At 74.0% G+C, this 26216-nt stretch carries 22 protein-coding genes; 9 read left to right on the top strand and 13 right to left on the bottom strand.

Annotated features, from left to right (window positions below):
• Positions 1-172: 172 nt before the first annotated feature.
• From ACFV57_RS18595 to ACFV57_RS18580, 4 genes are all read left to right on the top strand, one after another.
• Positions 173-1471, top strand: coding sequence for an acetyl-CoA carboxylase biotin carboxylase subunit family protein (locus ACFV57_RS18595; protein WP_385232850.1), 1299 nt, complete (start codon positions 173-175; stop codon positions 1469-1471).
• Between the two features lie 98 nt (positions 1472-1569).
• On the top strand, positions 1570-3528 hold the full coding sequence (locus ACFV57_RS18590) for an IucA/IucC family protein (protein ID WP_385232996.1): 1959 nt from the start codon (positions 1570-1572) through the stop codon (positions 3526-3528).
• Between the two features lie 159 nt (positions 3529-3687).
• The gene (locus ACFV57_RS18585; RefSeq protein WP_385232847.1) at positions 3688-5475 is read left to right on the top strand and encodes an IucA/IucC family protein; all 1788 of its coding nucleotides are present in this window, start codon (positions 3688-3690) and stop codon (positions 5473-5475) included.
• 35 nt (positions 5476-5510) lie between these two features.
• A complete protein-coding gene (locus tag ACFV57_RS18580; RefSeq protein ID WP_385232993.1) occupies positions 5511-6752 on the top strand; it encodes a type III PLP-dependent enzyme in 1242 nt (413 codons plus the stop codon).
• A gap of 5 nt (positions 6753-6757) precedes the next feature.
• Here ACFV57_RS18580 and ACFV57_RS18575 read toward each other — a convergent pair whose 3' ends face one another.
• The 5 genes from ACFV57_RS18575 to ACFV57_RS18555 form a co-directional block, all read right to left on the bottom strand.
• Positions 6758-7132 (bottom strand): hypothetical protein, encoded by a 375-nt coding sequence (locus ACFV57_RS18575; protein ID WP_385232844.1) that lies wholly within the window; start codon positions 7130-7132, stop codon positions 6758-6760.
• Between the two features lie 56 nt (positions 7133-7188).
• The gene (locus ACFV57_RS18570; protein WP_385232841.1) at positions 7189-7584 is read right to left on the bottom strand and encodes a roadblock/LC7 domain-containing protein; all 396 of its coding nucleotides are present in this window, start codon (positions 7582-7584) and stop codon (positions 7189-7191) included.
• Between the two features lie 76 nt (positions 7585-7660).
• Positions 7661-8473, bottom strand: coding sequence for a transcriptional regulator (locus ACFV57_RS18565; protein WP_385232838.1), 813 nt, complete (start codon positions 8471-8473; stop codon positions 7661-7663).
• Positions 8470-8859, bottom strand: coding sequence for a hypothetical protein (locus ACFV57_RS18560; RefSeq protein ID WP_385232835.1), 390 nt, complete (start codon positions 8857-8859; stop codon positions 8470-8472). The genes ACFV57_RS18565 and ACFV57_RS18560 overlap by 4 nt, the downstream gene beginning before the upstream one ends.
• A gap of 187 nt (positions 8860-9046) precedes the next feature.
• Positions 9047-9976, bottom strand: a complete 930-nt coding sequence (locus ACFV57_RS18555) for a GNAT family N-acetyltransferase (RefSeq protein WP_385232832.1) — start codon at positions 9974-9976, stop codon at positions 9047-9049.
• Between the two features lie 208 nt (positions 9977-10184).
• On the opposite strand from ACFV57_RS18555, the gene ACFV57_RS18550 reads away from it, so the two are divergent.
• From ACFV57_RS18550 to ddaH, 3 genes are read left to right on the top strand one after another with little or no spacing between them, the layout of a single operon-like run.
• Complete coding sequence (locus tag ACFV57_RS18550; RefSeq protein ID WP_385232829.1) at positions 10185-10583, top strand: GntR family transcriptional regulator; 399 nt, start codon at positions 10185-10187, stop codon at positions 10581-10583.
• Entirely contained in the window at positions 10580-11008 is a 429-nt protein-coding gene (locus ACFV57_RS18545; protein ID WP_385232826.1) for a VOC family protein, read from the top strand. Before ACFV57_RS18550 ends, ACFV57_RS18545 begins: the two co-directional genes overlap by 4 nt.
• The gene (gene ddaH, locus ACFV57_RS18540; RefSeq protein ID WP_385232823.1) at positions 11005-11781 is read left to right on the top strand and encodes a dimethylargininase; all 777 of its coding nucleotides are present in this window, start codon (positions 11005-11007) and stop codon (positions 11779-11781) included. Before ACFV57_RS18545 ends, ddaH begins: the two co-directional genes overlap by 4 nt.
• Positions 11782-11910: 129 nt before the next feature.
• Here the strand turns inward: ddaH and ACFV57_RS18535 are convergent, their stop codons facing one another.
• Positions 11911-13023, bottom strand: coding sequence for a DUF5925 domain-containing protein (locus tag ACFV57_RS18535; RefSeq protein WP_385232820.1), 1113 nt, complete (start codon positions 13021-13023; stop codon positions 11911-11913).
• A gap of 157 nt (positions 13024-13180) precedes the next feature.
• On the opposite strand from ACFV57_RS18535, the gene ACFV57_RS18530 reads away from it, so the two are divergent.
• The gene (locus tag ACFV57_RS18530; protein ID WP_385232817.1) at positions 13181-14635 is read left to right on the top strand and encodes a xylan 1,4-beta-xylosidase; all 1455 of its coding nucleotides are present in this window, start codon (positions 13181-13183) and stop codon (positions 14633-14635) included.
• 60 nt (positions 14636-14695) lie between these two features.
• Here the strand turns inward: ACFV57_RS18530 and ACFV57_RS18525 are convergent, their stop codons facing one another.
• The 6 genes from ACFV57_RS18525 to ACFV57_RS18500 form a co-directional block, all read right to left on the bottom strand.
• Positions 14696-18613 (bottom strand): polysaccharide biosynthesis C-terminal domain-containing protein, encoded by a 3918-nt coding sequence (locus ACFV57_RS18525; RefSeq protein WP_385232813.1) that lies wholly within the window; start codon positions 18611-18613, stop codon positions 14696-14698.
• Entirely contained in the window at positions 18606-19418 is an 813-nt protein-coding gene (locus tag ACFV57_RS18520; protein ID WP_385232810.1) for a polysaccharide deacetylase family protein, read from the bottom strand. The genes ACFV57_RS18525 and ACFV57_RS18520 overlap by 8 nt, the downstream gene beginning before the upstream one ends.
• A complete protein-coding gene (locus tag ACFV57_RS18515; RefSeq protein WP_385232807.1) occupies positions 19415-20557 on the bottom strand; it encodes a glycosyltransferase family 2 protein in 1143 nt (380 codons plus the stop codon). The genes ACFV57_RS18520 and ACFV57_RS18515 overlap by 4 nt, the downstream gene beginning before the upstream one ends.
• On the bottom strand, positions 20554-21372 hold the full coding sequence (locus ACFV57_RS18510; protein ID WP_385232804.1) for a glycosyltransferase family 2 protein: 819 nt from the start codon (positions 21370-21372) through the stop codon (positions 20554-20556). The genes ACFV57_RS18515 and ACFV57_RS18510 overlap by 4 nt, the downstream gene beginning before the upstream one ends.
• Before the next feature lie 388 nt (positions 21373-21760).
• Positions 21761-22855, bottom strand: coding sequence for a GNAT family N-acetyltransferase (locus tag ACFV57_RS18505; RefSeq protein ID WP_385232802.1), 1095 nt, complete (start codon positions 22853-22855; stop codon positions 21761-21763).
• 1 nt (position 22856) lies between these two features.
• Entirely contained in the window at positions 22857-23363 is a 507-nt protein-coding gene (locus ACFV57_RS18500; RefSeq protein ID WP_385232799.1) for a hypothetical protein, read from the bottom strand.
• A 458-nt stretch (positions 23364-23821) separates the two neighbouring features.
• On the opposite strand from ACFV57_RS18500, the gene ACFV57_RS18495 reads away from it, so the two are divergent.
• Positions 23822-24628 carry an SGNH/GDSL hydrolase family protein gene (locus ACFV57_RS18495; protein ID WP_385232796.1) on the top strand — a complete coding sequence of 269 codons (807 nt, stop codon included), beginning with the start codon at positions 23822-23824 and terminating at the stop codon, positions 24626-24628.
• 66 nt (positions 24629-24694) lie between these two features.
• Here the strand turns inward: ACFV57_RS18495 and ACFV57_RS18490 are convergent, their stop codons facing one another.
• Positions 24695-26197 carry a serine/threonine-protein kinase gene (locus ACFV57_RS18490; protein ID WP_385232793.1) on the bottom strand — a complete coding sequence of 501 codons (1503 nt, stop codon included), beginning with the start codon at positions 26195-26197 and terminating at the stop codon, positions 24695-24697.
• Between the last annotated feature and the right edge of the window lie 19 nt (positions 26198-26216).

The following is a 26216-nucleotide window of genomic DNA, read 5'->3' as shown; positions in this document are numbered from 1 at the left end:
GAGGAGGTATTAAGCCCGGGTGCCTCCGCGAGCCGGAGGGGTGACGGAAGGGCGGCGGAAGGGCCGGAAAAGGGGCATGGGGGAGGAGCGGGGAGGGGGTAGAAAGGGGGGACGCGACGGTGGGTGGAAGCGAGTTGACAAGGTTAGGTATGCCTAACCTAATCTTCGGCGTGTGAACGAGGCCGCAACCCCGAACGACGTCTGCGCGAGCCTGACTCTCCTGGCCCGCAACCCCACCGACTCCGTCACGGAAGGCTTCCTGCCGGCCGCGGCCCGCCTCGGCCTCGCCGTGACGCTGCTGACCGATCAGCCGGACGCCCACCAGGCGGCGTACGAGCGGTACGGGTGCGAGTGGCGCGCGGGCGGACCGTCGGCGGGAGCGCTGCCCGGACGGCTGGAGATCGTACCGTGCGACGTGCGGGACTTCCGCGCGGTGATCGCCCGGATCGCCGCGCGCGCCGGTCGAGTCGGACGGCCCGGCGCGGTCTTCACCAACAGCGACCACCTCCAGCCCCAGGCCGCCCTGGCCGCCGACTACTTCGGGCTGCCGGGCAAGGACTGGCGGGCCGCGCTCCGTACGAAGAACAAGGCCGAGCTGCGGCGCGGCCTCGCCGCCGCCGGACTGGACACCGTCAGATGCGCCGAACTGGCGCCGGACGACCCCCCGGACGGCCATGGCGCCCCGCACGGCCACGGCGTCCCGTACCCCTGTGTGCTCAAGCCGCGCGAAGGAGTCGCCAGCGAGGACGTCTTCCTCGTCGCGGACGACGCCGAACTCGCCGCGCGCTGCCGCGAGATCCGGGAGCGGCGGCCCGGCGCCGTACTCCTCCTGGAGGAGTACCTGGACGGCCCGCTGCACACCCTGGAGACCCTCGGTGACGGGCACACACTGCACCCGCTGGCCTCGTTCCGTACGGACATCTCGCCACCGCCCTTCTTCGTCGAGGAACGGCTGCGTCTGCTCCCCGAGCCGCCCCGCCCCGGCACGGACCAGGTCCTGCGGCAACTGCGCGCGCTCGGCGTCGGATTCGGCGCCTGCCACACCGAATACGTCGACCAGGCAGGCGTGGCCCGGATCATCGAGGTCAACTACCGCGCCATCGGCGACCGGTGCGATCTGGCCCTCGCCGAAGCGCTGGACATCCCGCTCTTCGAGCTGATCCTCCGTACGCACCTGGGGGAGCGGCTGCCGGACACCCTGGCCGCGCGGCGCGGCACACGGGTCCGCATGGAGTACGTCTGCGCCGACCGGGCGGGGACGCTCAAGGCCGCGCCCGAGGCACACGTACAGGAGGCGGGCGGCGTCCGCCTCGACTACCGGCCCTTACGCGAGACGGGCGAGCGGCATCCGCTGTACCGCACCAACCGCGACTTCCTGGGGGTGCTGCGGGCCTCCGGCGACGACGAGGGGCGTATCGACGCGGCCGTGGGGGAGTTCCTGGCCGCCCACTGTTGGGAGATCGTGCCGTGACGGCGGTGACGGGTGACGGCGTACCGGACACGCTGCGGGATGCGGCCCTGGAGGGCGAGGCATCCGGCCGCCGGGACGGCGGGCCGGAAGAGGAACTGATGCGGCGCGTGCTGAGCGCGCTGCTGCGCGAGGACGCGTACGGGCTGCGCCGCCGCGCCGCGACGGTGCGCCGGGCGGACGGGGACTGGCTGCGGCTGGGCCTGCCGGACGGGCCGGTCCTGGTCCCGGTCGAGGCCGACGGCTTCCAGTGCGAGACCGCCGCCCGTACGGGAGAGCTGGAGCGCGCCGACGGCACCCGGGTCGCCGGGGTGGACGGCATCATGGGGCTGCTGCGCACCGCGGTGCCGCCCGAGGACCGGCCGGGCTTCGACGCCTACACCGACGAGTGCCACCAGGCGCTGGCCACGGCCCGGACGCAGGCCGCCGAGCGCGCGGCGGTGATCGCCCGGCTCGGCCCGCACGCGGGCGGCGGCGCGTACGGCGGGAACAGCGGAAGCAATGGGAACAACGGAAGCGGTGGGAGCGACGGGAGCAACGGGGTGACGGCCGCCACGGTCGGTACGGCCGGCGGGGTCCGTGGCGCGGCGGTCCGCGCGTACGGCACAGAGCGCGGCGCGACGGCCGGCGCCCACGACGGCGACCGCGCCTGGTGCGGCCCCGGCGGCGCGCTCGACTACGACACGCTCGCCGCCTACCGCGACCACCCCGTCTACCCCACCGGCCGGGCCCGCATCGGCCTGGACGACACCCAGATCCGCGCCTACGCACCGGAATTCGCACCCGGCTTCGCACTGCGCTGGCTGGCCCTCCCGCGCGAGACCGTCGACGGCGACCCGGCGGCCCTGCCCGCCTGGTGGCCCACCCCCGCGGACCTGGGCCTGCCCCGGCTGGACGGCAGCCACCTCACGCTGCCCGTCCACCCCCTCACCGCGGACGGGCCACTGGCCGAAGCGCTGCGCGACCGCGGACTGGAGGACGGCGCGCGGCTCGCCGACCGCGCGTGGCTGCGGGTGCGGCCGACCCTGTCGATGCGGACCGTCGCCGTCACCGACGACCCGTACACCCACCTCAAACTCCCGCTCGCCACCGCCACCCTGGGCCGCCTCAACCGGCGCGGCATGAAACCCGGCACGCTCGTGGACGGCGCGGTGGCCCAGCGGCTTCTGGAGACCGTCGTAGCCCGGCACCCGCGCTTCGCCGAGACCGTGCTCCTCGCCGACGAGACCACCCACCTGGACGCCGGACACGACCTGCTGGCCACCCTGGTGCGCCGCTATCCGAAGGGCAGCGGCGGCGCGACGGCGGTCTGCGGGGGCGCCGGCGGGCTGAACGGGGCGCGCAGCCTGCGCGGTCTGCGCGGGTCCAGCGGCCTGCGCGGCGCGCGGGTGGTGCCGCTGGCCGCGCTCGCCGCCCGGATGCCGGACGGCTCCCTCGTCGCCGACGACCTCGCCCGCCGCTTCTACGACGGTGACCTGCTCGCCCTCCTGGACGCCTACCTGACGCTCCTCCTGGACTGGCACACCACCCTCTTCGCGTACGGCATCGCGCTGGAGTCGCACCAGCAGAACACCTCGCTCGTCCTGGACGAGGTGGCCGGGCGGCCCCGCCTGCGCCTGCTGCTCAAGGACAACGACGGGCCGCGGGTGAACACCGTACGGCTCGCCGCGGTCCTCGGCGGGCACGCCGCCGACCTGTGCGGATTCGACGACCGGCGCATCCTGGTGGGCGGCGACGTCCCGGTGGCGGACGTCTTCGCCACCATCACCGTCCACCTGTGCGCCGGGGCCCTCGCCTTCGAACTGGCCCGGCTCGGCCGCGCGCCGCTGCCGGTGCTGCTCGGGCAGCTCAGGGCGCGGCTGACGGAGGCCGTCGACCGGCTGGACGCCGCGCCCGGCGCCGCCGCCGCCGTGCTGCGCCACCGTGTCCTGGACGCCGACCGGCTGCCGGTCAAAGCCATGGTCACGGCCGGCAGCCTGCTCACGAAGCGGCGGTCCGGGGCCTCGGACATCAACAAGCACTACGTCACCGGGCCGAACTACCTGGCGCCGGGCCGGTGACCGCGCTCCGGGCACCGCGACCGGTGTCCGGCCGGTGTCCGGCACCGCACCCGGCGCCCGGCCGCTGTCCGGCGCCCGGCCGGGCCCGCTGACGCCCCCGCCCCGGGCCCTCCGCTCTCCTCGCCAGCCCCTCCCCACCCCCCTGTTGGAGTCCCCGCAATGCCCCTCGCCCCCTCCCGCACGGCCGGCACCGACCCCGACCGCACCGTCCCGGACTCGGCCGACGAACCCGTCGCCCACACCCTCCTGAACTGCCTGCTGCGCGAGATCTGCGGTCCTGAGCGGCAGACCGCCGTGTCCGGTGAACACCTGCTGCTCCGGCTGCCGCGCTGCGGCGAACTGCTGCGGATCGGGCTGCGCCGCACCTCGCTCACCGGCGCACACCGCTTCCGCGGCCCGGCCGGGCGGTGGAGCGACGGCGACTGGCACGAACTGGGCTGGCAGGAGCTGGCCGCGTGCGCGCAGCGCGAACTGGAGCTGCGCACGGGAGTACGGAACGAGGAGTTCCGCGCGCAGGTCGCGTCGAGCCACGCGGGCGTCGCCGCCGCCCTCGGCCACGCCGCCGCCCCCGGCCGGGCGAGCGGCCGGGACACCGACCCGCACGCCCGCTACCTGCGCTCCGAACAGTCGCTGTGGTTCGGGCACCGTTTCCACCCGACGCCCAAGTCCCGTACCGGCAACGCCGCGGACTGGGCCCGCTACGCACCCGAGGCCGGCGCCCGCTTCCCGCTGCGCCACCTGGCCGTACGCGCCGACCGCGTACGCGAGGAGACGGCCTCGCCCACCGCGCTGCCGGCACTGGACCGGCAGGGCGACGTACCCGACGGGTACCGGCTGCTGCCCGCGCACCCCTGGCAGTACGCCATGCTCCGCGCGCACCCGGCCCTGCGGGACGCCGTACGGCGCGGCGACGTCCTCGACCTGGGGGAGCGCGGCGACACCTTCGCGCCCACCGCGTCCGTCCGCACGCTCTACGACGGCCGGGACTTCCTCAAGTTCAGCCTGAACACCCGCATCACCAACTGCGTACGCAAGAACGCCGACTACGAACTGCGCGGCGCCGTCGCCCTCACCCGCCACCTGGAACCGGTCGCCACCGCCCTGGCCGCCCGCTTCCCCGGCTGCGACCTGCTGCGGGAGCCCGCCTACCGCACCGTGGACGTCGGCGACCGCGAACTGGCCGAAGGCCTCGGCGTCATCGTGCGGGAAGGCCTGGGGGCACGGCTGCGGCCCGGCGTCACTCCGCTGCTCGCCGCCGCCGTCGCCGACGAGCACCCGTCGAGCGACGCGCAGTTCGGCGAACTGCTGCGCGGCGCCGACCCGGTGGCGGCACTGGGCTGGTGGGACGCGTATCTCGCGCTGCTCGTGCCGCCCGTCCTGGCCGCCTACTTCGACCACGGCGTGGTCCTCGAACCGCACCTCCAGAACGTCGTCCTCGGCGTCGACGCCCTCGGCATGCCCGTCCAGGTCCTCTTCCGCGACCTGGAGGGCACCAAGCTGCTGCCCGGCCCGCACACCGCGTTCCTCGGCAGCCTGCCGCGGGACGTCGCACAGCCCCTCGTGTACGAGCGCGAACGCGGCTGGGACCGGGTCGTCTACTGCCTGCTCGTCAACCACCTCGCCGAGACGGCCGCCGCCGTCGCCGACCGGCACCCGGCGCTGGAAGGCGAGCTGTGGCGCGCCGTACGCGGCGTGCTGCGCGAGCGGAGCGCCGCGCACGGCGGCCCGGCCGAACTGCGCGCCCTGCTGGCCGGGGCGCCGCTGCCCGCCAAGGCCAACCTGCTGACGCGGTGGGGGCGCGCGGCGGACCGGGAGGCGGGATACGTACGCATCACCTCGCCCGTCGGGCCCGACACCGCGAGCGGTACGGTGTCCGGCGGCCCGAACACGCCCTGTGCACGCACCGAACCCCGGGCCGCCTTCCCCCGCCCCCGGAGTACCTCATGATCACGGAGCTGGCCGCGCGCCAGGTGGACACCCTCATGGCCGGGCACCCGGGCCCCGGCAGCACACTCGACGGCCCGCTGCCCGCCTACGTGTACGACCTGGCCGACCTCGCCGCCCACGCGGCCTTCGTACGGGCCGCCCTGCCGCCCCAAGTCGAGCTGTACTACGCGGCCAAGGCCAATCCGGACGCGCGTCTGCTGCGGACGCTGGCCCCCTACGCCGACGGCTGCGAGGTCTCCTCCGCGGGCGAGGCCGCACACGTACGCGCGGCCGTGCCCGTGCTGCCGCTGGCATTCGGCGGCCCCGGTAAGACCGAGGCGGAGCTGCGCGCGGCCCTGGACCTGGGCGTCGAACGCTTCCACCTGGAAAGCGAGCACGAACTGCGGATGCTCTCCGCCCTCGCCAGGCAGACCGGCCGTCCCGCCGACGTCCTGCTCCGCGTCAACCTGCCGCTCGGCGCCGGGGCCACGAACGGCGCCGCCCTCGCCATGGGCGGCCGGGCCACGCCGTTCGGCCTCGACCCGGCGCGCGCGGAACACTGCCTGCCGCTGCTCTGCGACGGGCCGCTGCGGCTGCGCGGCATCCACGCCCACCTGGCCAGCGGCCTGGACGCGCCCGCCCAGCTGGCCATCGCCGGGCGGATCACCGAGTGGGCCCGGCACTTCGCCGCCCGGCACGGCCACTCCCTGTGCGAGGTCGGCCTCGGCGGCGGCATGGCGGTGGACTACGGGCGCCCCGGCACCCGCTTCGACTGGACGGAATACGGCACCGGGCTCGCCGGACTGGCCGACCGCTACCCCGAATTCGCCCTGCGCATCGAACCCGGCAGGGCGCTGACCGCGTACTGCGGCTGGTACGTGACCGAGGTGCTGGACGTCAAGCACAGCCACGGCGAGGCGTTCGCCGTCCTGCGCGGCGGCACCCACCACCTGCGCACCCCGGCCGCCAAGGGCCACGACCACCCCTTCGTCGTGCTGCCCGTCGAGGAGTGGACCCGCCCCTGGCCGCGACCGGGCGCGCACGGCCAGGACGTCACGCTCGCGGGCCAGCTGTGCACCCCGAAGGACGTACTGGCGAGCCGGGTCCCCGTCGCCCACCTGCGCGCCGGCGACCGCATCGCTTTCGCCCTGGCCGGCGCGTACGCCTGGAACATCTCGCACCACGACTTCCTGATGCATCCGCCGCCGGCGTTCCACTACGTCGGCGGCCCGGGTACGGAGGGCGAGCCCGCGGGCGCGCGAAGCGGCGCCGCCTTCCGTGCGCGGCGCCGCCACTGAGCGGGTCAGATGTCCAGTCCGCTTTCGATGCGCCGGAGCTGGTGCCGGGCCATCGCGAGGTTGGCCCGCTCCTTGTCGAGTGCCAGGTAGAGGAACAGGCCGCTGTTGTTGCGGGACTTCAGCAGCCGGATGAGGTGGTACTGCGTACCGAGGGTGATCAGGATGTCCTCGATCTCGTCCTTGAGACCGAGCATCTCCATGGTGCGGACCTTGGCCCGCACGACGTCGGTGTTGCCGGCCGTGGCGACGGACAGGTCCAGGTCCTTGTTGCCGCCCAGGGTGCCGAGTGCCATGCCGCTTCCGTAGTCGACCAGGGCGACGCCCAGGGCGCCTTCTATGCCGGTCATCGCTTCTTTGAGGGCCGTCTCAGTGTTCATCATGGGAGTGGTGCTCGCCTTTCGTCCATGCGGGGAGCGGGGGGTGGTCCGGTTCATCGTCAGGTGTTCTCCTGTCGTTCCGGGGCGCCGTCGATCAGCGCGCTGATGCGGGTGCTGGACCGGTGCGCCTCCAGGCGCAGCCGGCCGACGTTGGCCTGAGGAGCCGTCACCAAGGCCAGCGCGGCCGAGCGCCCCGCGGTGTAGGCGCCGACCCAGCCGTGATCCGCGCGGACCAGGAGCTCGTGGGCAGTGCCGTGCCCGGCCGCCGCGGCCAGGCGAAGGGCGGCCCGCAGCGCGTCCGCGGTACGGGGGCCCAGGTGGTGCGCGTCCTCCTCGCCGGAGACGTCCCTGGCCAGCACCCGGCCGTCGTCGCCCACGATCAGTGCTCCGGTGACCTGGGCCACGCAGGCCCGCAGCCGCGCCAGCTCACCGGTGAGCTCGGCCTCTGTCGCCATGACGTGCTTCCTTCCGAAGAGGCGACGCGATACACGCCTCACGGCGGTGCTCCACCGAGGACGGAGCGGGGGGACTTCACAGACGGGCCTCCAGTGCGTCACGGACGCGCCGCAGCAGGGCGACGTCGGGCGGGTCCGGGGGGCCCGGTGCCCGAGGGCGCTCGCCGTCCGGCGTACCGGCGGGGGAGCTGTCGGGCGGCGGGTCCGTGGGGCGGGGGACGAGCAGGCCCGCCACGGCGAGACGTCGCACCTCCAGGAGTACGTGGAAGGCCGGCCGTCCCAGTTCACGGGCGATGGTGCCGGGGGTGCGCGTCCCGTCGGCGAGGGCCAGCACGGCTTCCAGACGCGCCGGAACCCCGGCGCCCGCCGCCGGCCGGCGCAGGACGGGCGAGGTGTCGATCTCCGGTCCCGGCCACCGGCCGCCCAGCAGCCGCCTGCGCCGCCGCGTCTCCCGCAGGACCCGCTCCGCCGCGACGGAGCGCGGCCGGCCGCCGCCCTCCCGTACGAAGCCGTGCTGGAAACGCGTCGGACCGCTGCGCGGAGCCAGCGCGAAGAACGCCGCGTCGAACAGGGCGGTCAGCCACCACACCTCGGCCTGGCCGGCGGACAGGAAGCCCTCCTTGACCAGGCGGCCGGGCACGTGGTCGGGGACTCCCGCCCGTCCGAGCGCCTCGTCCCACACGGCCTGCGGCACCCGTCCCCCCGCGGTGAGCAGGACCTCCAGCCCGGGGGCCGCCGCGCTCTCGGCGTGCACGACCCGCCCGCCGACCAGGTAGAGCGTGCCGGGCCCGCACTGGAGCGCGCCGGTGGCGTGCGACTCGGCCAGGCGCGACAGCATCGAGGGACGCGGGGGCAGGGCCGCCGGTGCCACCGGCGGTGCGGTGCTCATGCCAGTGCCAGCTGTCCGGCAACGCCCTCCAGCCGGAGGCGGGCCAGGGCGAGATTCCCGGACGCGCGGTCGAGCCACAGATGCAGGAGCACGCTGTGCCCCGCCGCGGGGTCCACGAAGCGCACCAGGTGATATCCGCTGCGGGTGGTGACGATCAGGTCCTCGACCGGCAGGGCGGCCTTGAGGGCCGGGCCCTCGGCGAACATGGCGGTTCCCAGCACCAGCCGGGCCAGTTCGGCCGCCTCGGCGGCGGCCGCCTCGGGCCCGCCCAGGGCCTGTTCGCCGACCGACTCCAGCGCGAACCCGCACGTCCAGTCCACGATCGCGGCGCCTCGCGCGCCGGGCACGCTCATGGCCTCCAGCAGGCTCACCTCTATACCCGGCACGTGAACTCCTCATCCTGACACGCTGGTCGGCCCGGCTTTCCGGGCGACGAGGAGGCTACGCGGACGGCCGGCCCGCCAGGGGAACTGGCGCATTCCCCGTGGAACTTGTCCCGCACCCACAGGAGTGCGCCCACGCTTGTTCGGTTCCTGACAGGTTTCGGCAACCGATGGGCGCCGCCCCGGCGCCCTACGCGTACGCCAGGTCCCGGACGCAGTGCCACTCGACGGCGGTGCGGCGGTAGCCGAGCGCGGTGTTGATGGCGAGCATCGGGGCGTTCCCGGCGTCGTTGGCGGTGAACGCCTCTGTGCAGCCGGCGTCGCGGGCCCGGTGCAGGGAAGCGGTCTTGGCCAGCTTGGCCAGCCCCCGCCCCCGGTGGGCGCGGCGGGAGCCGGTCATCTCCGAGCCGTAGCGGCCCAGGCCGTCCGTCCTGGCCAGGCTGAACGCCGCGATCTCGCCGCCGACGCGCACCACCGTGGTCAGATCCAGGTCGATGTCCGGGTGCTCCCAGGTGTGGGTGATCCAGTCCTCGTACGCCATCGCGTCGACCGTCAGATCGTCCGGCTCGTCCGCCGTGACCTCGGCGTCCGCCTCGAACAGCGGACGGGGGTCGGCACCGAGGTCGGCGGCGGTGCACACCTGCGTCCCGGGCGGGAGACCGACGGGCAGCGGCGGCAGTACGGCGTGCGCGAGGTCGAGACGGAGGTAACGGGACGCGCGCAGGCGGCGGTAGCCGCGGCGTTCGGCGAAGGCCAACGAGCGCGGGTCGTCCTGGGGACGGGCGTGCAGGCGGTTGACGCCGAGGCCGGTCAGGTGGCCCTCCGCCGCCGCGAGCAGGGCGCTGCCCGCGCCGCGTCCGCGGTGCCCGGGGTCCACCAGCACCGAGACGACGCCCTGCCCGGGTGTGCTGCTGTCGTGCTGGACCGAAGCCTTCGCCATGCCGACGGCACGGCCGCCCGCCTCGGCGACGAACACCCGCAACTGCCGGGCGGCGGGCGCCTCGGCGACCTCCCAGGCGACGGACTGCGGTGTACAGATTCCGTAGGGGAACACACGACGCCGCACGTCACAGACGTCCCGGGCGTCGGCGCGGCGGAACGGGCGCACAGTGATGGTCATCAGCGGGACGGTACGCCCACCGGGCGCGCGCCGCCTCCGAATATCCCGCACGCCCGGGGCGGGGGAGCGCACGCCGGTCGCGCGCTCCGCCACGGCCGGTGCCACGGCACGACATGGGCGGCCCTGCGGACATGGCGGGCACCCCTGGCGCACAATGGGTGCGACCCACCCCCTGCGTCCCTCGCAACCCCGTACCAGGAGCGCCACCGTGGCCGTCCAGCAAGCGCCGCCCCTGCGGCTGACCATCGACCCGGACGCGGCGGACGCCCCGTTCGAGCAGGTCCGCGCCCAGATCGCCGGCCAGGCCCGGGCCGGCGGCCTGCCGGTCGGCCGCAAACTGCCCACCGTACGCGGCCTCGCCGAGCAGCTCGGGCTGGCCGCCAACACCGTCGCCAAGGCCTACCGCGCCCTGGAGACGGACGGTGTGATCGAGACGCGGGGCCGCAACGGCACCTTCGTCGCGGCGGCCGGCGAGGCGGCCGACAAGGAGGCGGCGGCAGCCGCTTCCTCCTACGCCCGGCGCGCCCGCCGCCTCGGCCTGGACCACGCCGCGGCCCTCGCGGCCGTCACGGACGCCCTGCGCGCCACCTACGGAGACGACGCATGACCGCCACCGCCCGTGTCCAGTGCACCGCCCTGGACTGCCCCGACCCCCTGCGGCTCGCCCGCTTCTACGCGGAGCTGCTCGGCGGCGAGATCAACCGCCGGACCTCCCTGTGGACCACCGACGACGACTGGGTCACCCTGCACACCGCAACCGGCACGGTCCTCGCCTTCCAGCGCGTCCCCGGCCACCGCCCGCCCCGCTGGCCGGACCCGGCGCACCCCCAGCAGTCCCACCTGGATCTCGGCGTCGACGACCTTGAGACCGCGCACCACAAGGCGCTCGACGCGGGCGCCACCCTGCTCGACTCCACCCACGACGCACCCCCACGCGGCTTCCGCGTCTACGCGGACCCCGCCGGCCACCCCTTCTGCCTCGTGCGGGAACTCCCCGAGGACCGGCAGGGCTACCCGAAGGCCGCCTTGTGACCAGCAAGAAGGCCCTCATACGCCGCCCCGGGCCGCGTCTGGCCGAGGGGCTGACGACACACATAGAACGCCGCCCGGCGGACCCGGAGCGCGCGCTGCTCCAGTGGGAGGAGTACGTCCGTACGCTGCGGGCGCACGGCTGGGAGACCACGGAAGTGGCGCCCGCCGACGACTGTCCCGACGCCGTGTTCGTCGAGGACGCCATGGTCGTCTTCCGTAACGTGATGCTGCTGGCCCGGCCCGGCGCCCCGACCCGTCGGCCGGAGGTGGCAGCGGCCGAGGAGGCGGCGGCCGCGCTGGGCTGTTCCCTCAACCGCGTACGCGCCCCGGGCACGCTGGAAGGCGGCGACGTCCTGAAGGTGGGCGACACGGTGTACGTGGGGCGCGGCGGGCGCACCAACGCCGAAGGCGTACGCCAACTGCGCGCGGTGTTCGAGCCGTTGGGGGCGCGCGTGGTCGCCGTACCGGTGAGCAAGGTGCTGCACCTGAAGTCCGCGGTCACCGCGCTGCCGGACGGCACCGTCATCGGCTACCCGCCGCTGGTCGACGACCCCGCCGTCTTCCCCCGCTTCCTGGCGGTGCCGGAGGAAGCCGGGGCGCATGTCGTCCTGCTCGGCGGCGGGCGGCTGCTGATGAGCGCGAGCGCGCCCCGCAGCGCGGAGCTGTTCGCGGATCTCGGGTACGAGCCGGTGCCGGTGGAGATCGGCGAGTTCGAGAAGCTGGAGGGGTGCGTGACATGCCTGTCGGTACGGCTGCGGGAGCTGTACGCGTGACCGGGGTCCGGAGCCGTGCGTGTGCCGCGGGGCGGGAGTCGTACGTGTGACCGGTGGGGGAGTCGTACGTGTGACCGGTGGGGCGGGCGCCCGAAGGACGTCCCGGGCAGCCGCCCCGCGGGCCGGCCCCTACAGGTACAGCCCCGCGTCCGCGCCCGAGTCCTGTGACGGCACCGAGGCGGGGCCGGTGCCCCGGCGCAGCGCGTACAGCTCCGCCAGCGTCGCGCCGTCCCGGCCGACGCCGTCCTCCCTGCCGAGCCACCGCACCGCTTCCGTCCGGTTCAGCGGGCCCACCTCGATACGGGCCAGGCAGCGGCCCGGCCGGACCACCGCCGGGTGCATCCGCTCCAGGTCCTCGTTGGTCGTCACGCCGACCAGGACGTTGCGGCCCTGGCCCAGCAGTCCGTCCGTCAGGTTCAGCAGCCGGGACAGCGCCTGCCCCGCCGTGTGCTTGGCCTCGCCGCGGATCAGTTCGTCGCAGTCCTCCAGCAGGAGCAGCCGCCAGCGCCCCTTGCCCGCCGCGTCGTCCTCGCCGATGGCGATGTCCATCAGGTAGCCGATGTCGTTGAACAAGCGCTCCGGGTCCAGGACGCAGTCGACCTGGCACCAGTCCCGCCAGGAGCGGGCCAGGGTGCGCAGCGCGGAGGTCTTGCCCGTGCCGGGCGGGCCGTGCAGCAACAGCAGCCGCCCGGCGATCTCCTCCGGCGCCACCTTCATCAGCCGGTCCAGGGCCTCGGCCACCGGCGCGGTGTAGTTGGGGCGGATCTCGTCCCACGTACCGGCGGAGATCTGCCGTGTCGTACGGTGCGGGCCGCGCCGCGGGGAGAGGTACCAAAAGCCCATCGCGACGTTCTCCGGCTGCGGCTCCGGCTCGTCCTCCGCGCCGTCGGCGGACTGGCCCAGCACCTTCTGGGCCAGCTCGTCGGTGGTGGCGGTCACGGTCACGTCCGCGCCGCGGTTCCACCGCGACACCAGCAAAGTGAAGCCGTCGCCCTCGGCGAGGGTCGCGCTGCGGTCCTCGTCGCGCGCCGAACGCAGCACCTTGGCGCCGGGCGGCAGCAGCGTCAGGCCGGACTTGACGCGGTCCACCGAGCGGCTGCGCGCATACGGCTGCTCGCCGTTGGCGAACCGGCCCAGGAACAGGGCGTCTACGACATCGGACGGCGAATCGCTGTCGTCCATGTTCAAACGGATCGGGAGGGACTCCTCGGCGGCGGACGGCTGGACGTGGTCGGCACACATGACCACCATGATCCGGCAACACCGGCCACCGCGTACACGGAATTTACCCCCGCCACCCCGGACTTTTCCCCGCCCCGTACACACCGGGCGGACCGGCCCCCGGCACTTCCCCGGAATCCGGCCGCCCGGCCCGCGAAGCTGGCTAGGCTGGCCCGTTGTGGGACGTCATGGGGAACGTCACGGTGGGGACCGGCACGGCGGTACGGAGACGGCGCGCCCGCCGCGCCCGCCGGACCTGAAGGCAGCGGCCGCGAAGACCGGCGCGGGCCGCGGGCTCGGCAACCGGTCCCGGGCCACCGCCCTGCTCGCGATGGGCGTCGCGGCGCTGGCCATGGCGCTGGCCATGTGCGGCTTCCCGCCGGAGAGCGGCAGCAGCGCCAAACGGGCCGCCACCTCGCCCGACGCCCAAGTGGGCTGGGGCTTCACCCACACCGAGTACAGCGCGGACCGCGGCAACAAGGCCGCCACCGCCGGCGCCGGCCGGCTGCTGTCCGCCGACCCGATGCCGCAGAACCAGCACATCATGGGCTGGGGCGCGCAGAACCCCGAACCGAGCCCGGGGAAGTACGACTTCAAGGACCTGGACAGCCGCGTCGACCTGATCCGCCGCACCGGCGGCACGCCCGTACTGACGCTGTGCTGCGCCCCCGACTGGATGAAGGGCGGCAAGGCGGGCGCGACGGACTGGAGCGCGCTGGAGAAGGCGCCGAGTCCGGAGCACTACGCGGACTTCGCCGAGCTGGTCGCGACGATCGCCCGGCGCTATCCCGACATCCGGCACTTCATCGTCTGGAACGAGTTCAAGGGCTTCTTCGACGAGGCCAGGAACCGCTGGGACTACGAGGGCTACACCCGCCTGTACAACCTGGTCTACCGCGAGCTGAAGAAAATCGACAAGGACAACCAGGTGGGCGGCCCGTACGCGGTCATGGACAGCCATCCGCCCGGTGACGACACCTACGCCTCCGACGTGCAGGGCCCCTGGGGCAGCCTGGACCAGCGCACCGTCGACGCCGTCGAGTACTGGAACGAGCACAAGGCGGGCGCGGACTTCGTCGTCGTGGACGGCTCCAGCTACACCAAGGACGACCGGTACGTGCCGGACGAGTTCGCCGCCACCCGCAAATTCGCCGACACCGGACGCTGGCTGCGGGAGACGACCGGGCTGCCGCTGTGGTGGGCGGAGTGGTACGTCGAAGTCGCGGACGCGAACGACGACCGCGGCGGCTGGAGCGAGCCGCGCCGCACCGCCGTCCAGGCGAGCGCGCTGATCTCCATGGCCGAGGGCGGCGCCACCAGCGGCTTCTACTGGAACCCGCAGAACGAGAGCGCCGACTGCCCCGGCTGCCTGTGGCGCAGCACCGAACTGGTCGGCGGCGGCAGCCGGCTGCCCATGATGGACCTGCTGTCCCGCTTCTCCCACGCGTTCCCGCCCGGTACGGACTTCGAGCCCGTGGACGTCGCCGCCGACAGCCGGGCGGACGTCCGCGTCCTCGCCGACCGCAAGACGGCCCTCGTCGTCAACACCCTCGACCGCCCCGTACAGACGACGGTGGACGGCCGGCGCGTCACGCTGGACGCGTACGGCATCCAGTGGCTGAAGCGCCACTGACGCACGGCGGCACCCGCCCGCAGGGCGCAGCCGCGGCCCTGCGGCGCACACCGCCGTGGCTCACGACATCGTCACGAACCGCTGGACGAGAGCCACCAGGAACACCAGCAGCAGCGGCAGGGTGAACCAGAACGAACTCTGCATCCACCGGAGCTTGCGCACGCTCGGCGGCAGGGCCACCCGCACCACCTCGCGGGCCGCGAGCAGCAGGATCAGCGCCCCCGCCGCCAGCGCGCCGATGACCGACCACGACGTCCAGGTGACGCGCGGGCCGACCGGCCCCGGGTCCGGCTCGGCGACCTGGCCCGCCGGCTGCTGCCGGAGTTCGTACAGCGCCGCGTGCGCGTTGCTCATGACGCGGCGCAGTTCGGGGCGCTGGTCCAGGGCGGTGCGCAGGCGCTGCTCCCAGGTGGCGGCGTAGCCCGCGCCCAGGCGCAGCGACTCCGACTGACCGCGGTTGACCATGAAGTAGGAGTGCGGTCCGGCGTCGCGCAGCGCGTCGACGAGCGAGTCGACCAGGACCGGGTCACGCGGGGCGAGTACGGGCTTGTACTGCACCCGCTCCATGTCCTTCGCGCCCCACGGCAGGTCCGGGGTGACGTCGTTGACCGTGTCGTTGGTCGGCCACAGCACCCGTGCGGTGGGCCGGTCGTGCGCGTAGACGTAGTCCATCGCGGCCACCTCGCCCGGTCTGACGCGCTCGAACGGCTCGTTGCCCCAGCGGGCCACCAGGAAGCCGGTGATCAGCACCACGCCCGTCAGCAGGGCGGCGAGCGGGCCCAGGCCGCGGCGGGTCCCGGCGGCGCGCGGGAACAGCGCGAGCGCCCCGAGGACGCAGGCGCCGGGCAGCGCGAACATGAACACCCGCAGCGCCATCTCGCCGCCGTAGGACTGCATGCCGAACGCGAGGAACGGGACGAAGGCCAGCACCAGCAGCGAGCGCTCGGAGAACCCGGCGGCGCGCCGCCGCAGCACACCCCAGCAGGCCAGTGCCAGCACCCCGCCGGCCAGCGCCACCCGCGCGTACAGCACCAGTTTGTGGGTGCTGTCGCCGCCGCCGATCCGGCCGGTGACGGATGACGAGACGTTTCCGCCGAAGCCGCCCAACCCGCCGAACAACTCGTCGAAGTGCCCGGACCAGTACGGCTCGGCGAGATAGCCGATCCAGACCACGACGACCACGCCGAACAGCAGCGGCAGCCCGTACAGCGACGTACGGCGCACCAGCACCAGGAAGGTCAGCACGCCCAGCATCACGAACGGCGTGAGCTGATGGCCCGCCACGGACGCCGTGAACAGCAGCGCCAGCACGGCCAGCAGCGCCACCCGCTGCCCCCGCCCGGCCGGCCGGACCTCCGCCTCGCCGGGCCAGCGCCTGCCGCGCAGCACCCGCGGATCGCGGAACCACACCAGCAGGATCGCCGCGAAGACCAGGTAGAGCAGGTACGTGAAGCCCTGCGGGGAGAAGTAGTCCTGGCCGACCCAGCCGCACAGCGCGAACAGCCACGCCGCGCTCCACTTCGCGCGCCAGCTCGCCCGTACGGACTTCAGCAGCAGGAACACCGGCGCCAGATACAGCAACTGGATGGTCAGCGGCCACCAGCGCAGCACCTCGGTGAAGTCCGTGACGCCGCACGCCTCGGCGAGGAACTGGGCCGCCGCGAAGAACCCCGGCCAGCTCCAGCGCGCGTCCAGGTCCGGGACCGCGGTGCCGGTCCGGTCGATGTAGTCCAGGAAGCCCAGGTGCTGCCAGGCCGTCGCGAAGCGCGGTTCGGCCTCCAGGACGGCGGGCAGCGCGTGCAGTGCCACCACGGTCAGGACCAGGACGGCCGCCAGCAGGGCGCGCCGCGGCCGGGACAGCCACAGGGCCGACGCGAAGGCCAGGACGAGCAGCACGGCGCCCAGCAGGGTCGCCGCGGGCAGCACGCTGATCAGGCCGAGCCCGCCCATCCGGTCCAGGTCGGCGTCGCCCATGCCGCGCAGCGGCAGCCAGAACAGCGCGAGGGCGGCGACCAGCAGCGCCCAGACGCCGATGTCGGGGCGCCCGCTCAGCCGGGTGGTGAGCCGGGTGCCGAACGGGACGGACGCCGCTAGCCGGGACCCGAGCCGGGCGGCGGCCGGCAGACGGGTGGGAGGAGGGGCCGTGGCGGCCGGGGTGGTGGCGGGGGCGTCGGGCGCCGGGCCGGAGCGGGCCGGCGGCGCACCGTCCGACTCCGGCGCCGCGGCAGGCTCGACCCGGAACACCTTCGTGGGCACCTTGGGGGCCGTGGGCGCTGTCGGTGCCGGGGCCGCCGGCCGCTCCGTACCGCCGTGCCCGTCCCCGTTGCCGCCCCCGTCGCCCTGCGCCCAGGTCGGCGTCGGCCGGACGTCCGGCCGACGCTCCATGTGCTCGAAGTCCACGTGCAGGCCCAGCGGCATCGTGTCGACATCGCCCAGCGCCCGCTGCGCCCAGCCGGGCCGGTGCGGCACCGCCTCCGGCGCGGTACCCGCCGTCTCCCGCGTGTGGTCGGGCTCCGGTGGTACGGCGGTGTCGGTGCCGGGTGTGCGCGCGTCGCCCAGGTCGCCGTTGACGGCCAGGTCCGCCAGGTCGCCGTCCGGCGCGAGGCCTTCCGCGGGCGCCCGCGTCAGCGGGGCGGAGGGCCGTCCCTTGAGGATGCGGTAGAGCTTCACGGAGGCGATCGAGACGATCACCGCCAGGCTGGAGATCTCCGCGACGCCCGCGCCGGTCAGCCCCATCCGCGGCAGCAGCAGCAACGTCAGGCCGAGGACCAGGACGCACAGCAGGCCCTGCATGTACGCCAGCCCCGAGGTGCGGCTCTGCGCGCGCAGGACCGCGAAGTACACCTCCATCACGACGCGCAGCGCGGCGCCCACCGCGAACCAGCGCAGCAGCGGGGTCGCGGCGTCCGCGTAGCCCTGGCCGAAGACGGCGAGGATGTACGGCGCGCCGACGAAGAGGAAGAGGCAGACCGGGATCATGATGCGGGCCATCCGGCGCAGCGCGGCCCGGGTGTTCTCGGCCAGCCGCGCCGGGTCGTGCGAGCCCTCGACGGTCAGCGAGGCGCCCATGTTGATGGCGAGCAGGTTGACCGTGCCGCCGATGGTGGTGGTGATGTAGAAGTACGCGTTGTCGGTGGAGCTGACCTGGGAGGCGACCAGCACCGGCACCAGGTAGACCACCGCCAGCGAGAACAGCGAGCCGGTGTAGTCGCCGGCCAGGAAGCGGCCCATCTCGCGCAGCGACGGCGGCCGGGCGGTCCGTTCGGTGGCCCGCACGTGCCGGGGCACCAGCCGCCGGAAGACCAGCCAGCCCAGCGGCAGCACGGACACCGCGATGGCGGCGACCCAGGAGACGAAGACGCCCGCCAGCGGGATCGCCGCGGCGAACCCGATCAGCAGCGCCAGCTTGACCGCCGAGAAGACCAGGTTGCCGACCGGCACCCACATCGCGCTGCGCAGCCCGGTCAGCACGCCGTCCTGGAGCGTCAGCAGCGACCAGGCGACCACCGCGACGATGAACCCCAGCCCGTGGACGGGGCCGTGCAGGAACCGGTACGAGGGCCCCCACAGGTCCAGGGTCAACAGGAAGACCGACGCCGCGAGCGCCACGACCAGCGAACTGCCCAGATACGTGCGCAGGACGAGGCGGCCGGTGGTGCGGCCGGCGATCGGGATGTAGCGGGCCAGCGCGCCGGTCAGCGTCAGCGAGGTCAGCCCCGCCAGCAGCTTCATCGCGGCGATGGCCGCCGAGCCCTGGCCGACCGCGGACTCGGTGTAGTACCGGGCCGCGACCAGCCAGAACCCCAGACCGAGCAGCCCGGAGATGCCGGTGTTCAGCATCAGCGCGTAGGCGTTGCGGAACAGCGGGCTGCCCCCGCCGCCCTTCCCGCCGGCGCCCCGGCCGCCGAACAGGCGCTTGCGCCCGCCGGCCGGGTCCCGCCGCGTACGCTCCTCGGCCCGGGTGGTCGTGTCAGACACGGCTTTCGCGCACCTTCCCCACTGCCTCGACCGCCTGACGGGCCCTGCGGACCACGGCGTACCCCTTCGTGAGCGCCCGGTCCCGGGCGAAGTGCCGCCCGACGCCCCGGCCCGCCACGAGCCGTTCGAACTCCTCGGTGCCGGTGCCGCGCCGCACCGTCAGCCGCGCCAGCGCGTACGGGCCCTGGCGGGGCGCGGCGAGCGCGTTGCCCACCGCCAGCGACTGCCGGAAGCCCGCCCCGCGCACCGCCCGCCGCACCCGGCGGCTGGAATAGCCGTACGGATAGGCGAACGACACCGGTGGCGCGCCCAGTTCGTCGGCGACGATCTGCTTGCAGCGCGTGATCTCGCACCACAGGCGGTCGTCGGAGAGCCGGTCCAGCTGCGGATGGGTGTGGCTGTGTCCGCCGATCTCCACTCCGGCGGCGGCCAGTTGGCGCGCCTGGTCCCAGTCGAGCATGGTGTCCAGGCCCTTCCCGGTGTCGTACGGGCCGCGCAGCCAGCCGGTGGAGACGAAGAGGGTGGCCGCGAAGCCGTGCTTGGACAGCGCGGGCAGGGCGTGCCGGTGCACGCCCTCGTAGCCGTCGTCGAAGGTGATCAGTACGGGCCGGGCGGGCAGCGGGCCGCCGCCCCGCCAGGCCGCCGCGAGCGCGGCGGTCGTCAGCGGGGTGAAGCCGTTGTCGTCCAGCACCGCCATCTGCTCGGCGAACGCCTCCGGTGTGACGGACAGGCCGAGTGTGGCGCGCGCGGGCGCGTGCGCCACCGCGTGGTACATCAGGATCGGTACGACCCGCGGCTCGGTCATGCGACCGCCCCCTCACTCCCCGCCGACGAAGACTCGCCGGCCGCCCGCGCAGTTGCGGGGGCCGGCACACTGTCCGGATCGTGCGCGTCCGCGGGTACCGGGGGCGCGTCGTGCGCCCCGCCCGGCACGCCCGCCACCACGAAGCCGCCGCCGTCCGACGCCCGTCTGCCGCGCCGCACCCGTACGCTGCCGAGCGCGTAGCCGTACGCGGCGGAGGCCATGCCCGCCACGATCGCGCCCGCCCGGCCGGCGCCGCCCGGCCGCCGCAGCAGCGCGTCCCGCACACCGCGTGCGACGCCCGCCGGGAGCACCCGGGTCGAGTAGCGGCGCTCCGCCGACAGCCCGTCCCGCGCGCCCACGCTGCGCGTCACCAGCGCCTTGGACAGCCCCTCCGCGTACGTACGGGAGCGGAAGTACGCGAAGCGCTCCCGGCCCCCCGGCACCCGGTGGTGGATCACCGACCGGTCGTCGACGAGCAGCACCGCGTCCGGCACGGCGCGCGCCAGCCGGATGCACAGCTCGGTCTCCTCGCAGCCCAGCGGGCGTCTGTCGCCGTCCCGGCCGATGCCGGTGGCGAACCCGCCGGCGGCCTCGAACGCCTCCCTCCGGAAGGAGGCGTTGCCGCCCAGGACGTTGCGTACGCGGACGGTGTGCGGGCCGCCGGCGCCGTCGGCCTCGGGGAACAGCCCCCGGTACGCGCAGCCCACCACCCAGTCGAACTCCTCGGGGAACCAGGCGGGCCGGCGCCCCGAGGCCCACACCGGCTCGGTCCGGCCGCCGACCGCCATCACGTGCGGGTCGGCGTAGCCCTCGGCGAAGTGCAGCAGCCAGTCGCGCTCGGCCACCGCGTCGTCGTCGAGGAAGGCGATCACCTCGCCGGTGGACTCGGCGATGCCGGTGTTGCGTCCGGCGGACAGGCCGCGCGGCCCGGCGTTGGCCAGGACGCGTACCGCCCCGGACCGGCCGGGTGACGCGAAATGCGCGTCCAGCCGGGCCAGCAGGGCCGGATTGTGGTCGACCACGAGCAGGGTCTCGTGTGCCGGATGGGACTGGTCGTGCACCGAGGCCGCCGCGGCGAGGATGTCGCCCCAGCGGTCCTCGGTGTACACGCAGATCACCACGGAGACGCGGACGCTCAAGACGCCTCTCCCGTGATCATGGCAGGGCGGGCGGGGCGCTTGTGGCGCGTGCTGCGCTCGCGCAGTATCACCTTCAGCACCCGGAACCCGTCCCGCACGGCGCGCAGGTTGCTCACGCCGTGGATGCGGTTGTACTCGTGGCTGGGGATCTCCTGGACCTTCAGCCCGGCCTTGACGACGCGGATGTTCATCAGCGTCTCGACCTCGAACCCGGCGCAGTCCAGGGCGATCTCGTCCAGGCAGTGCCGCCAGAAGGCGTTGTAGCCGTAGCACAGGTCGGTGTAGCGGGCGCCGAACTTGGCGTTGACCACGGTGGTCAGCACCCGGTTGCCCAGCTTGCGCACCGGTGTCATGTCGTCGGTGCCGCCCCCGTTGGCGAACCGCGAGCCCTTGGCGAAGTCCGCGCCCCCCACCAGCGCGGAGACATAGCTGACGATCTCGGCGCCGTCCGCCGAGCCGTCCGCGTCCACCATCACGATGATGTCCCCGGTGCAGGCGGCGAACCCGCTGATCAGGGCGTCCCCCTTGCCCTTGCCGCGCTGCTCGACGACCTTGACGTCCGGCCGCAGTTCCCGCGCGACCCCGACGGTGTCGTCGGTGGAATTCCCGTCCACCAGCACGACTTCGTGTATCCACTCCGGAAGTGTCTTGAAGACGTACGGAAGATTCTCCGCCTCGTTCATCGCGGGTATCACGACGCTGACCGGCGGAGCTATGGCCAGATGTGAGGAAACGGGCCGGTATTGTGCCTCGGCACTCACCGGCGACGACGTCAACTGCTGATCCGTTTCCGCGGAGTGGAGGAATGAACTCATGATTTGGTTTCCCTCTCGTCCGGTGGACCGCCCACCCCCGGGCGGCCCGGATAGGTATCCGGTTCGAAAGGGGGGTTCACACCCCGATCAGGACGGCATGGATCTATTCGCCGTGCGAACAGGGCGAGCTGGCATTCGTGTTTCCGGCCGCGCGGCTCGTGTCCCGACGGTCCACGCGGTGTTCGTCACGTGAAGATCGAGCACGGCACCCCCCTACCGCGCCCCGCTCCGGGCCCTGCCGCGACGCTTGAGCCCCTCCCCTAGAGCCGCCTTGCATGACGGGCCGGTGCGGGTGGTGTACGACGGTATTGATGACTGGGACTCTATGGCAATACCTCGACCTCGCATCCCGTTTTGCGTCATTGGCGAATATGGAGCGGTGTCTTCCTCAACCTCCCGACCGGATTCGGCCCATCCGTTTGAGAAGACGATCAGCGGGCTCGAACAATTCAGGCCGGGCCAGCACCGTGTTGCGCAAAGCCCGTACCGGTGCCCGATGCGCGCGGTGACACAGGGCGACCGGATGGCGCCGTGACACCCACCCCTCGGACACCGAAAGTTCCCGGGTCTTCAGGGAGTCCTTGTATTCCTTTTCGCCCCGCCCCAGATCGAGATAGGACATCGCTTCGGCGGCGGCCCCCTCGGCCATCCGCAGATGCAGCACCAGGCCGGGCGAGAACTTCGCGAACGCCGGGTCGTAGGCGGGGAACCAGCAGCCGAGCACCCGCTCGGAGCGGATGCCGAAGTGCGCGGCGACCGGCCGCTCGCCCGCGTAGAGCACCGACAGCAGACCGGCGAAGGACGGCGTACGGGTGTGGAAGAGCTGTTCCACCAGCTGCTGTATCCAGGGGTGCGCGAAGCGGTCGCTCCGCCCGGTCCTGCGGTACTGCGCCGACTTCCACTCGATCAGCCGGTGCAGCGCCGCCGGGTCCCGCTCGTCGTGCACGTACCGCACCGGCCCCACGTCCCGGCCGAGCTTGCGCTCCTTGGCCAGGGTCGTCCGGGTGAACTTCGGCGCCTGGGCCCGCAGCCGCTCCAGATACGTCCCGAACCCCTGGTCCACGTCGATGACGGGGGAGGGGTGGCTGCGCAGCGGCGCCGTCTCGAAGGGCTTCTGGCCCTCCACCAGGTGGTCGAACTCCAGCACCGACAGCCCGCAGGCGTGCAGCAGTTCGCGGGCGTCCCACTGGAAGCCGGGCCGGTGCACCAGGCCCTGGGCGTCGGAGACCCCCAGCCCGATCGCCCGCCCCACGCCCAGCGGCGAGCGCTGGAAGGGCAGGAACGCGGCCGGTTCGCCGTCCTCGCGCAGCACCGCGATCCGCACCCCGCGCCGGCAGCGGCCGACCGCGAGGGCGAACTCGGGTGCGAGGAAAGGATTTGCCAGCTGGGGCGTGCCCAGCAGATGGGCCTGGGACTGCACGGTGCTCCACGCCGCCCGGTCGGTGCCGCTGAGCTCACCCGGGCGGTACACGCTGATGTCCACGTCAGTTCGTCCGACTTCCCCGTCCACGGGCGCCGGACCACCGGCGCCGCACGCTGACCCCTAGGAAAACGATGCCGCTGAGCACGGCGACGGCCACCACCCCGCCACGCGCCGACCAGATGTGCAGCGCGAGCATGGCCTGCGCGACGAGCAGATCCAGGGCGACGGCCCCGGCTCCCGCGACGACGGTCCTGCTGAGCGGGTCGAGCCGGCCCAGCGCACTGGCGATCGCCGTGGCCGGCGCCAGTACCAGGAAGAAGAGCGTGCAGGGCGCGCGCAGTGGCGAGGCGATGTCGGCGAGCGCCAGGAAGGCGCCCACGCCGCCCACCGCCACGGCCGCCCCCGCCAGTACGGGCGCCGAGTCGGCGCGCAGCCGTCCGCCGCCCCGGCCGTCGTCCCCGGGCCGCGGACCGTCCGGCCCGTCGCCTCCGGGGCCGCCGTGCGCGGGCCCGTCGCCGGCGGGTCTGCCGCCGTCCGGCGCGTTGCCGTTGATGGTCTTGGTCTGCATTGGCAGCTTTGCCCCCCATAAGCGCCTGATGCCGGGCTTCAATGTCGCGCAGCGGGCGCGCGCCCGTCAAGATGCGAAGAAGGCGTGAACGGGCCATGTCCACCGTGTGGTTGGCGATGCGGGCGGCCCGTTTGCGAAGGCGTCGGGGGAAGGCGCGAAGACGACCTTCGGGTGCTTGCCGGACGGACCGGGCGCCGCTGCCGACGCCGTGCGCGCCCCGGCCGCCGTCCGGCTGCCGGGGAAGGGTGCTTTGCGGCGGGAGCCGCCTGGCCTGATCGCTGCGGCCGGAAACCGCCGCGGGCGCACAGCGCCTGGCGATGTGTCATATACGCGTCACATAAATGCCACGACATGTCCATAACGGTCACTCGTGATCGTGAGAATGAGTGTCAACACTTCCCGTAACGGATGGGTCCTGCTACATCAGGAGTGGCAGAGATCCTGCTCAGGGAGGTTCCATGAGACTGTCCCGATGCGCGGCGACGGCGTCCGCGTTCCTCGTCACCACGGCGCTCGCGCTCTCCGGCGCGAGCGCCGCCATGTCCGCCCCCCAGGTCAAGGCCACCGACTACGTGGCCCTCGGCGACTCCTACTCCGCCGGTGTGGGAGCGGGCAGCTACGACAGCGGCAGCGGCTCCTGCAAGCGCAGCAGCAAGTCCTATCCGGTCCTGTGGGCCGCCGCCCACGCCCCCTCGTCCTTCAGTTTCGTTGCCTGCTCGGGCGCCCGTACGGGTGATGTGCTGGCCAAGCAGCTGGCCCCGCTGAACTCCGGCACGGACCTGGTGAGCATCACCGTCGGCGGCAACGACGCCGGCTTCGCCGACACCATGACCACCTGCGCCCTCCAGGGCGAGTCCGCCTGCCTGAACCGGGTCGCCCAGGCGCGCACGTACATCAAGGAGACGCTGCCAGGGAAGCTGGACCAGGTCTACGACGCCGTCGACGGCAAGGCGCCCGCCGCGCAGGTCGTCGTCCTGGGCTACCCGCGTTTCTACAAGCTCGGCGGCAGCTGCTCCGTCGGCCTCTCGGAGAAGTCCCGCGCGGCGATCAACGCCGCCGCCGACGACATCAACGCCGTCACCGCCAAGCGCGCCGCCGACCACGGCTTCCGCTTCGCGGACGTCAACACGACCTTCGCCGGGCACGAGCTCTGCTCCGGCTCCCCCTGGCTGCACAGTGTGACCTTCCCGGTGGAGAGCTCCTACCACCCCACCGCCGACGGCCAGTCCAAGGGCTATCTGCCCGTCTTCACCTCCGCCGCCTGACCCTGCGCTTCCCCGGCCCCCGAAGTCCCGCCCCCGGGCGGGACTTCCCCTGTGCGCGGTCCGCCGTCACCCCAGTGATCCGGTCGCCCCGCCGTACTGCCCGCCGTCCGTGGCACCGCCGCCGGTGGCCGAGGCGGTCGTGGGCGCGGCCGTGGTCGGCGCGGAGGTCGTGGGCCGCGACGTGGTGGGGGCCTGGGTGGTGGTACGGGCCGGGGTGGTCCGGGGGTACGTCTGGCGGGGCGGTGTGCTGCCGGGCGACGTACGGCCGGGGGACGTGGCGCCCGGCGACGTGGTGGCGGAGGCCGTACTGCCGGGCGACGTCCGGCCCGGGGTGCCGCCGCCTCCGCCCGTACCGCCGCCCCCGCCGTCGCCGGTGCCTCCTCCGGAGCCCCCGCCGCCCGTCGTGCTGCCCGGCGTGCGGTCCGGCGGGCCGCCGCCGTCGTCCAGCAACGCGTACGCCACCCCGCCCGCGGCCAGCACCGCCAGCAACGCACCGGCCAGCATCAGCCGGACCGACCGCCGCCGTCGCCGCTCCGCCTCCCGCTCGGCCACGGTCGCCGCAGTGATGTCCACGGCCGGCTCCCCGGCGGCCGGCTCCGGCATCGGCGTCGCGGGACCGTACCCGTACGCCGAACGCGTGGGATCGGTGGCGACCGTGGGCGGGTAACCGGAGGGCGGTACCACGGCGGTGGGCGTGGCGCCGCCCGCTATCGCCTCCAGCATCCGCTGCGCCTCGGCCGCGTCCAGGCGCTCCTGCGGGTCCTTGCGCAGCAGCCCCTCCAGTACGGGCGTCAGCGGTCCCGCGCGCAGGGGCGGCGGAAACGGCTCGTCGACCACCGCGCGCAATGTGGTCAGCGGCGTGTCCTGGCGGAACGGCGAACTGCCCTCCACAGCCGCGTACAGCGTCACGCCCAGCGACCACAGGTCCGACTCCGGCCCCGCCTGCTGCCCCAGGGCCCGCTCCGGTGCCAGGAACTCCGGTGACCCGACCAGCTCGCCGGTCAGTGTCAGGGCGGACGAGCCCGCCACCCGCGCGATGCCGAAGTCGGTCAGCACCACGCGGCCGTCGTTGGACAGCAGTACGTTGGCGGGCTTCACGTCCCGGTGCAGTACGCCCGCCAGGTGCGCGACGCGCAGGGCGGCGAGCACCTGGGCCCCGATGCCCGCGGCCCGGACCGGCGGCATCGGGCCCTCCGCCTCCAGCGCCTCGGCCAGCGACAGCCCGCGCACCAGTTCCATGACGATCCACGGCCGCCCGCCCTCGGTCACCACGTCGTAGATGGTCACGACATTGCGGTGGGTGATGCGGGCCGCGGCCCGGCCCTCCCGCTCCAGGCGCGCGTACAGCGACTGCTCCTCGCGCGGCGTCAGGTCGCGGGGTGCCCGCACCTCCTTGACGGCGACCTCGCGGGCCAGCAGTTCGTCCCGGGCCCGCCACACCACGCCCATACCGCCCCGGCCCAGCCGGTCGGCGAGCCGGTAGCGCCCCGCCAGCAGCCGTCCGCCGTCGCCGCCCTCCCCGCCGTCCCGCCGCCCGCCGGTTCCCGTACTGCCAGGACCCTCGCTCATGGACGAGCCCTCCTCGCAA

It is taken from the genome of Streptomyces sp. NPDC059788, assembly GCF_042732265.1.
Taxonomy (GTDB): Bacteria; Actinomycetota; Actinomycetes; order Streptomycetales; family Streptomycetaceae; genus Streptomyces.
This window is presented reverse-complemented; position numbering and strand designations above follow the sequence as displayed.

Bases quoted from the DNA above. Each gene is read 5' to 3' on its own strand.
- ACFV57_RS18535 (WP_385232820.1), bottom strand. From the start codon at position 13,023: ATGTGTGCCGACCACGTCCAGCCGTCCGCCGCCGAGGAGTCCCTCCCG.
- ACFV57_RS18510 (WP_385232804.1), bottom strand. From the start codon at position 21,372: ATGAGTTCATTCCTCCACTCCGCGGAAACGGATCAGCAGTTGACGTCG.
- ACFV57_RS18545 (WP_385232826.1), top strand. From the start codon at position 10,580: ATGACCGCCACCGCCCGTGTCCAGTGCACCGCCCTGGACTGCCCCGAC.
- ACFV57_RS18570 (WP_385232841.1), bottom strand. From the start codon at position 7,584: ATGGCGACAGAGGCCGAGCTCACCGGTGAGCTGGCGCGGCTGCGGGCC.
- ACFV57_RS18590 (WP_385232996.1), top strand. From the start codon at position 1,570: ATGCGGCGCGTGCTGAGCGCGCTGCTGCGCGAGGACGCGTACGGGCTG.
- ACFV57_RS18490 (WP_385232793.1), bottom strand. From the start codon at position 26,197: ATGAGCGAGGGTCCTGGCAGTACGGGAACCGGCGGGCGGCGGGACGGC.
- ACFV57_RS18580 (WP_385232993.1), top strand. From the start codon at position 5,511: ATGGCCGGGCACCCGGGCCCCGGCAGCACACTCGACGGCCCGCTGCCC.
- ACFV57_RS18555 (WP_385232832.1), bottom strand. From the start codon at position 9,976: ATGACCATCACTGTGCGCCCGTTCCGCCGCGCCGACGCCCGGGACGTC.
- ACFV57_RS18500 (WP_385232799.1), bottom strand. From the start codon at position 23,363: ATGCAGACCAAGACCATCAACGGCAACGCGCCGGACGGCGGCAGACCC.
- ACFV57_RS18495 (WP_385232796.1), top strand. From the start codon at position 23,822: ATGAGACTGTCCCGATGCGCGGCGACGGCGTCCGCGTTCCTCGTCACC.
- ACFV57_RS18565 (WP_385232838.1), bottom strand. From the start codon at position 8,473: ATGAGCACCGCACCGCCGGTGGCACCGGCGGCCCTGCCCCCGCGTCCC.
- ACFV57_RS18575 (WP_385232844.1), bottom strand. From the start codon at position 7,132: ATGATGAACACTGAGACGGCCCTCAAAGAAGCGATGACCGGCATAGAA.
- ACFV57_RS18520 (WP_385232810.1), bottom strand. From the start codon at position 19,418: ATGACCGAGCCGCGGGTCGTACCGATCCTGATGTACCACGCGGTGGCG.
- ACFV57_RS18585 (WP_385232847.1), top strand. From the start codon at position 3,688: ATGCCCCTCGCCCCCTCCCGCACGGCCGGCACCGACCCCGACCGCACC.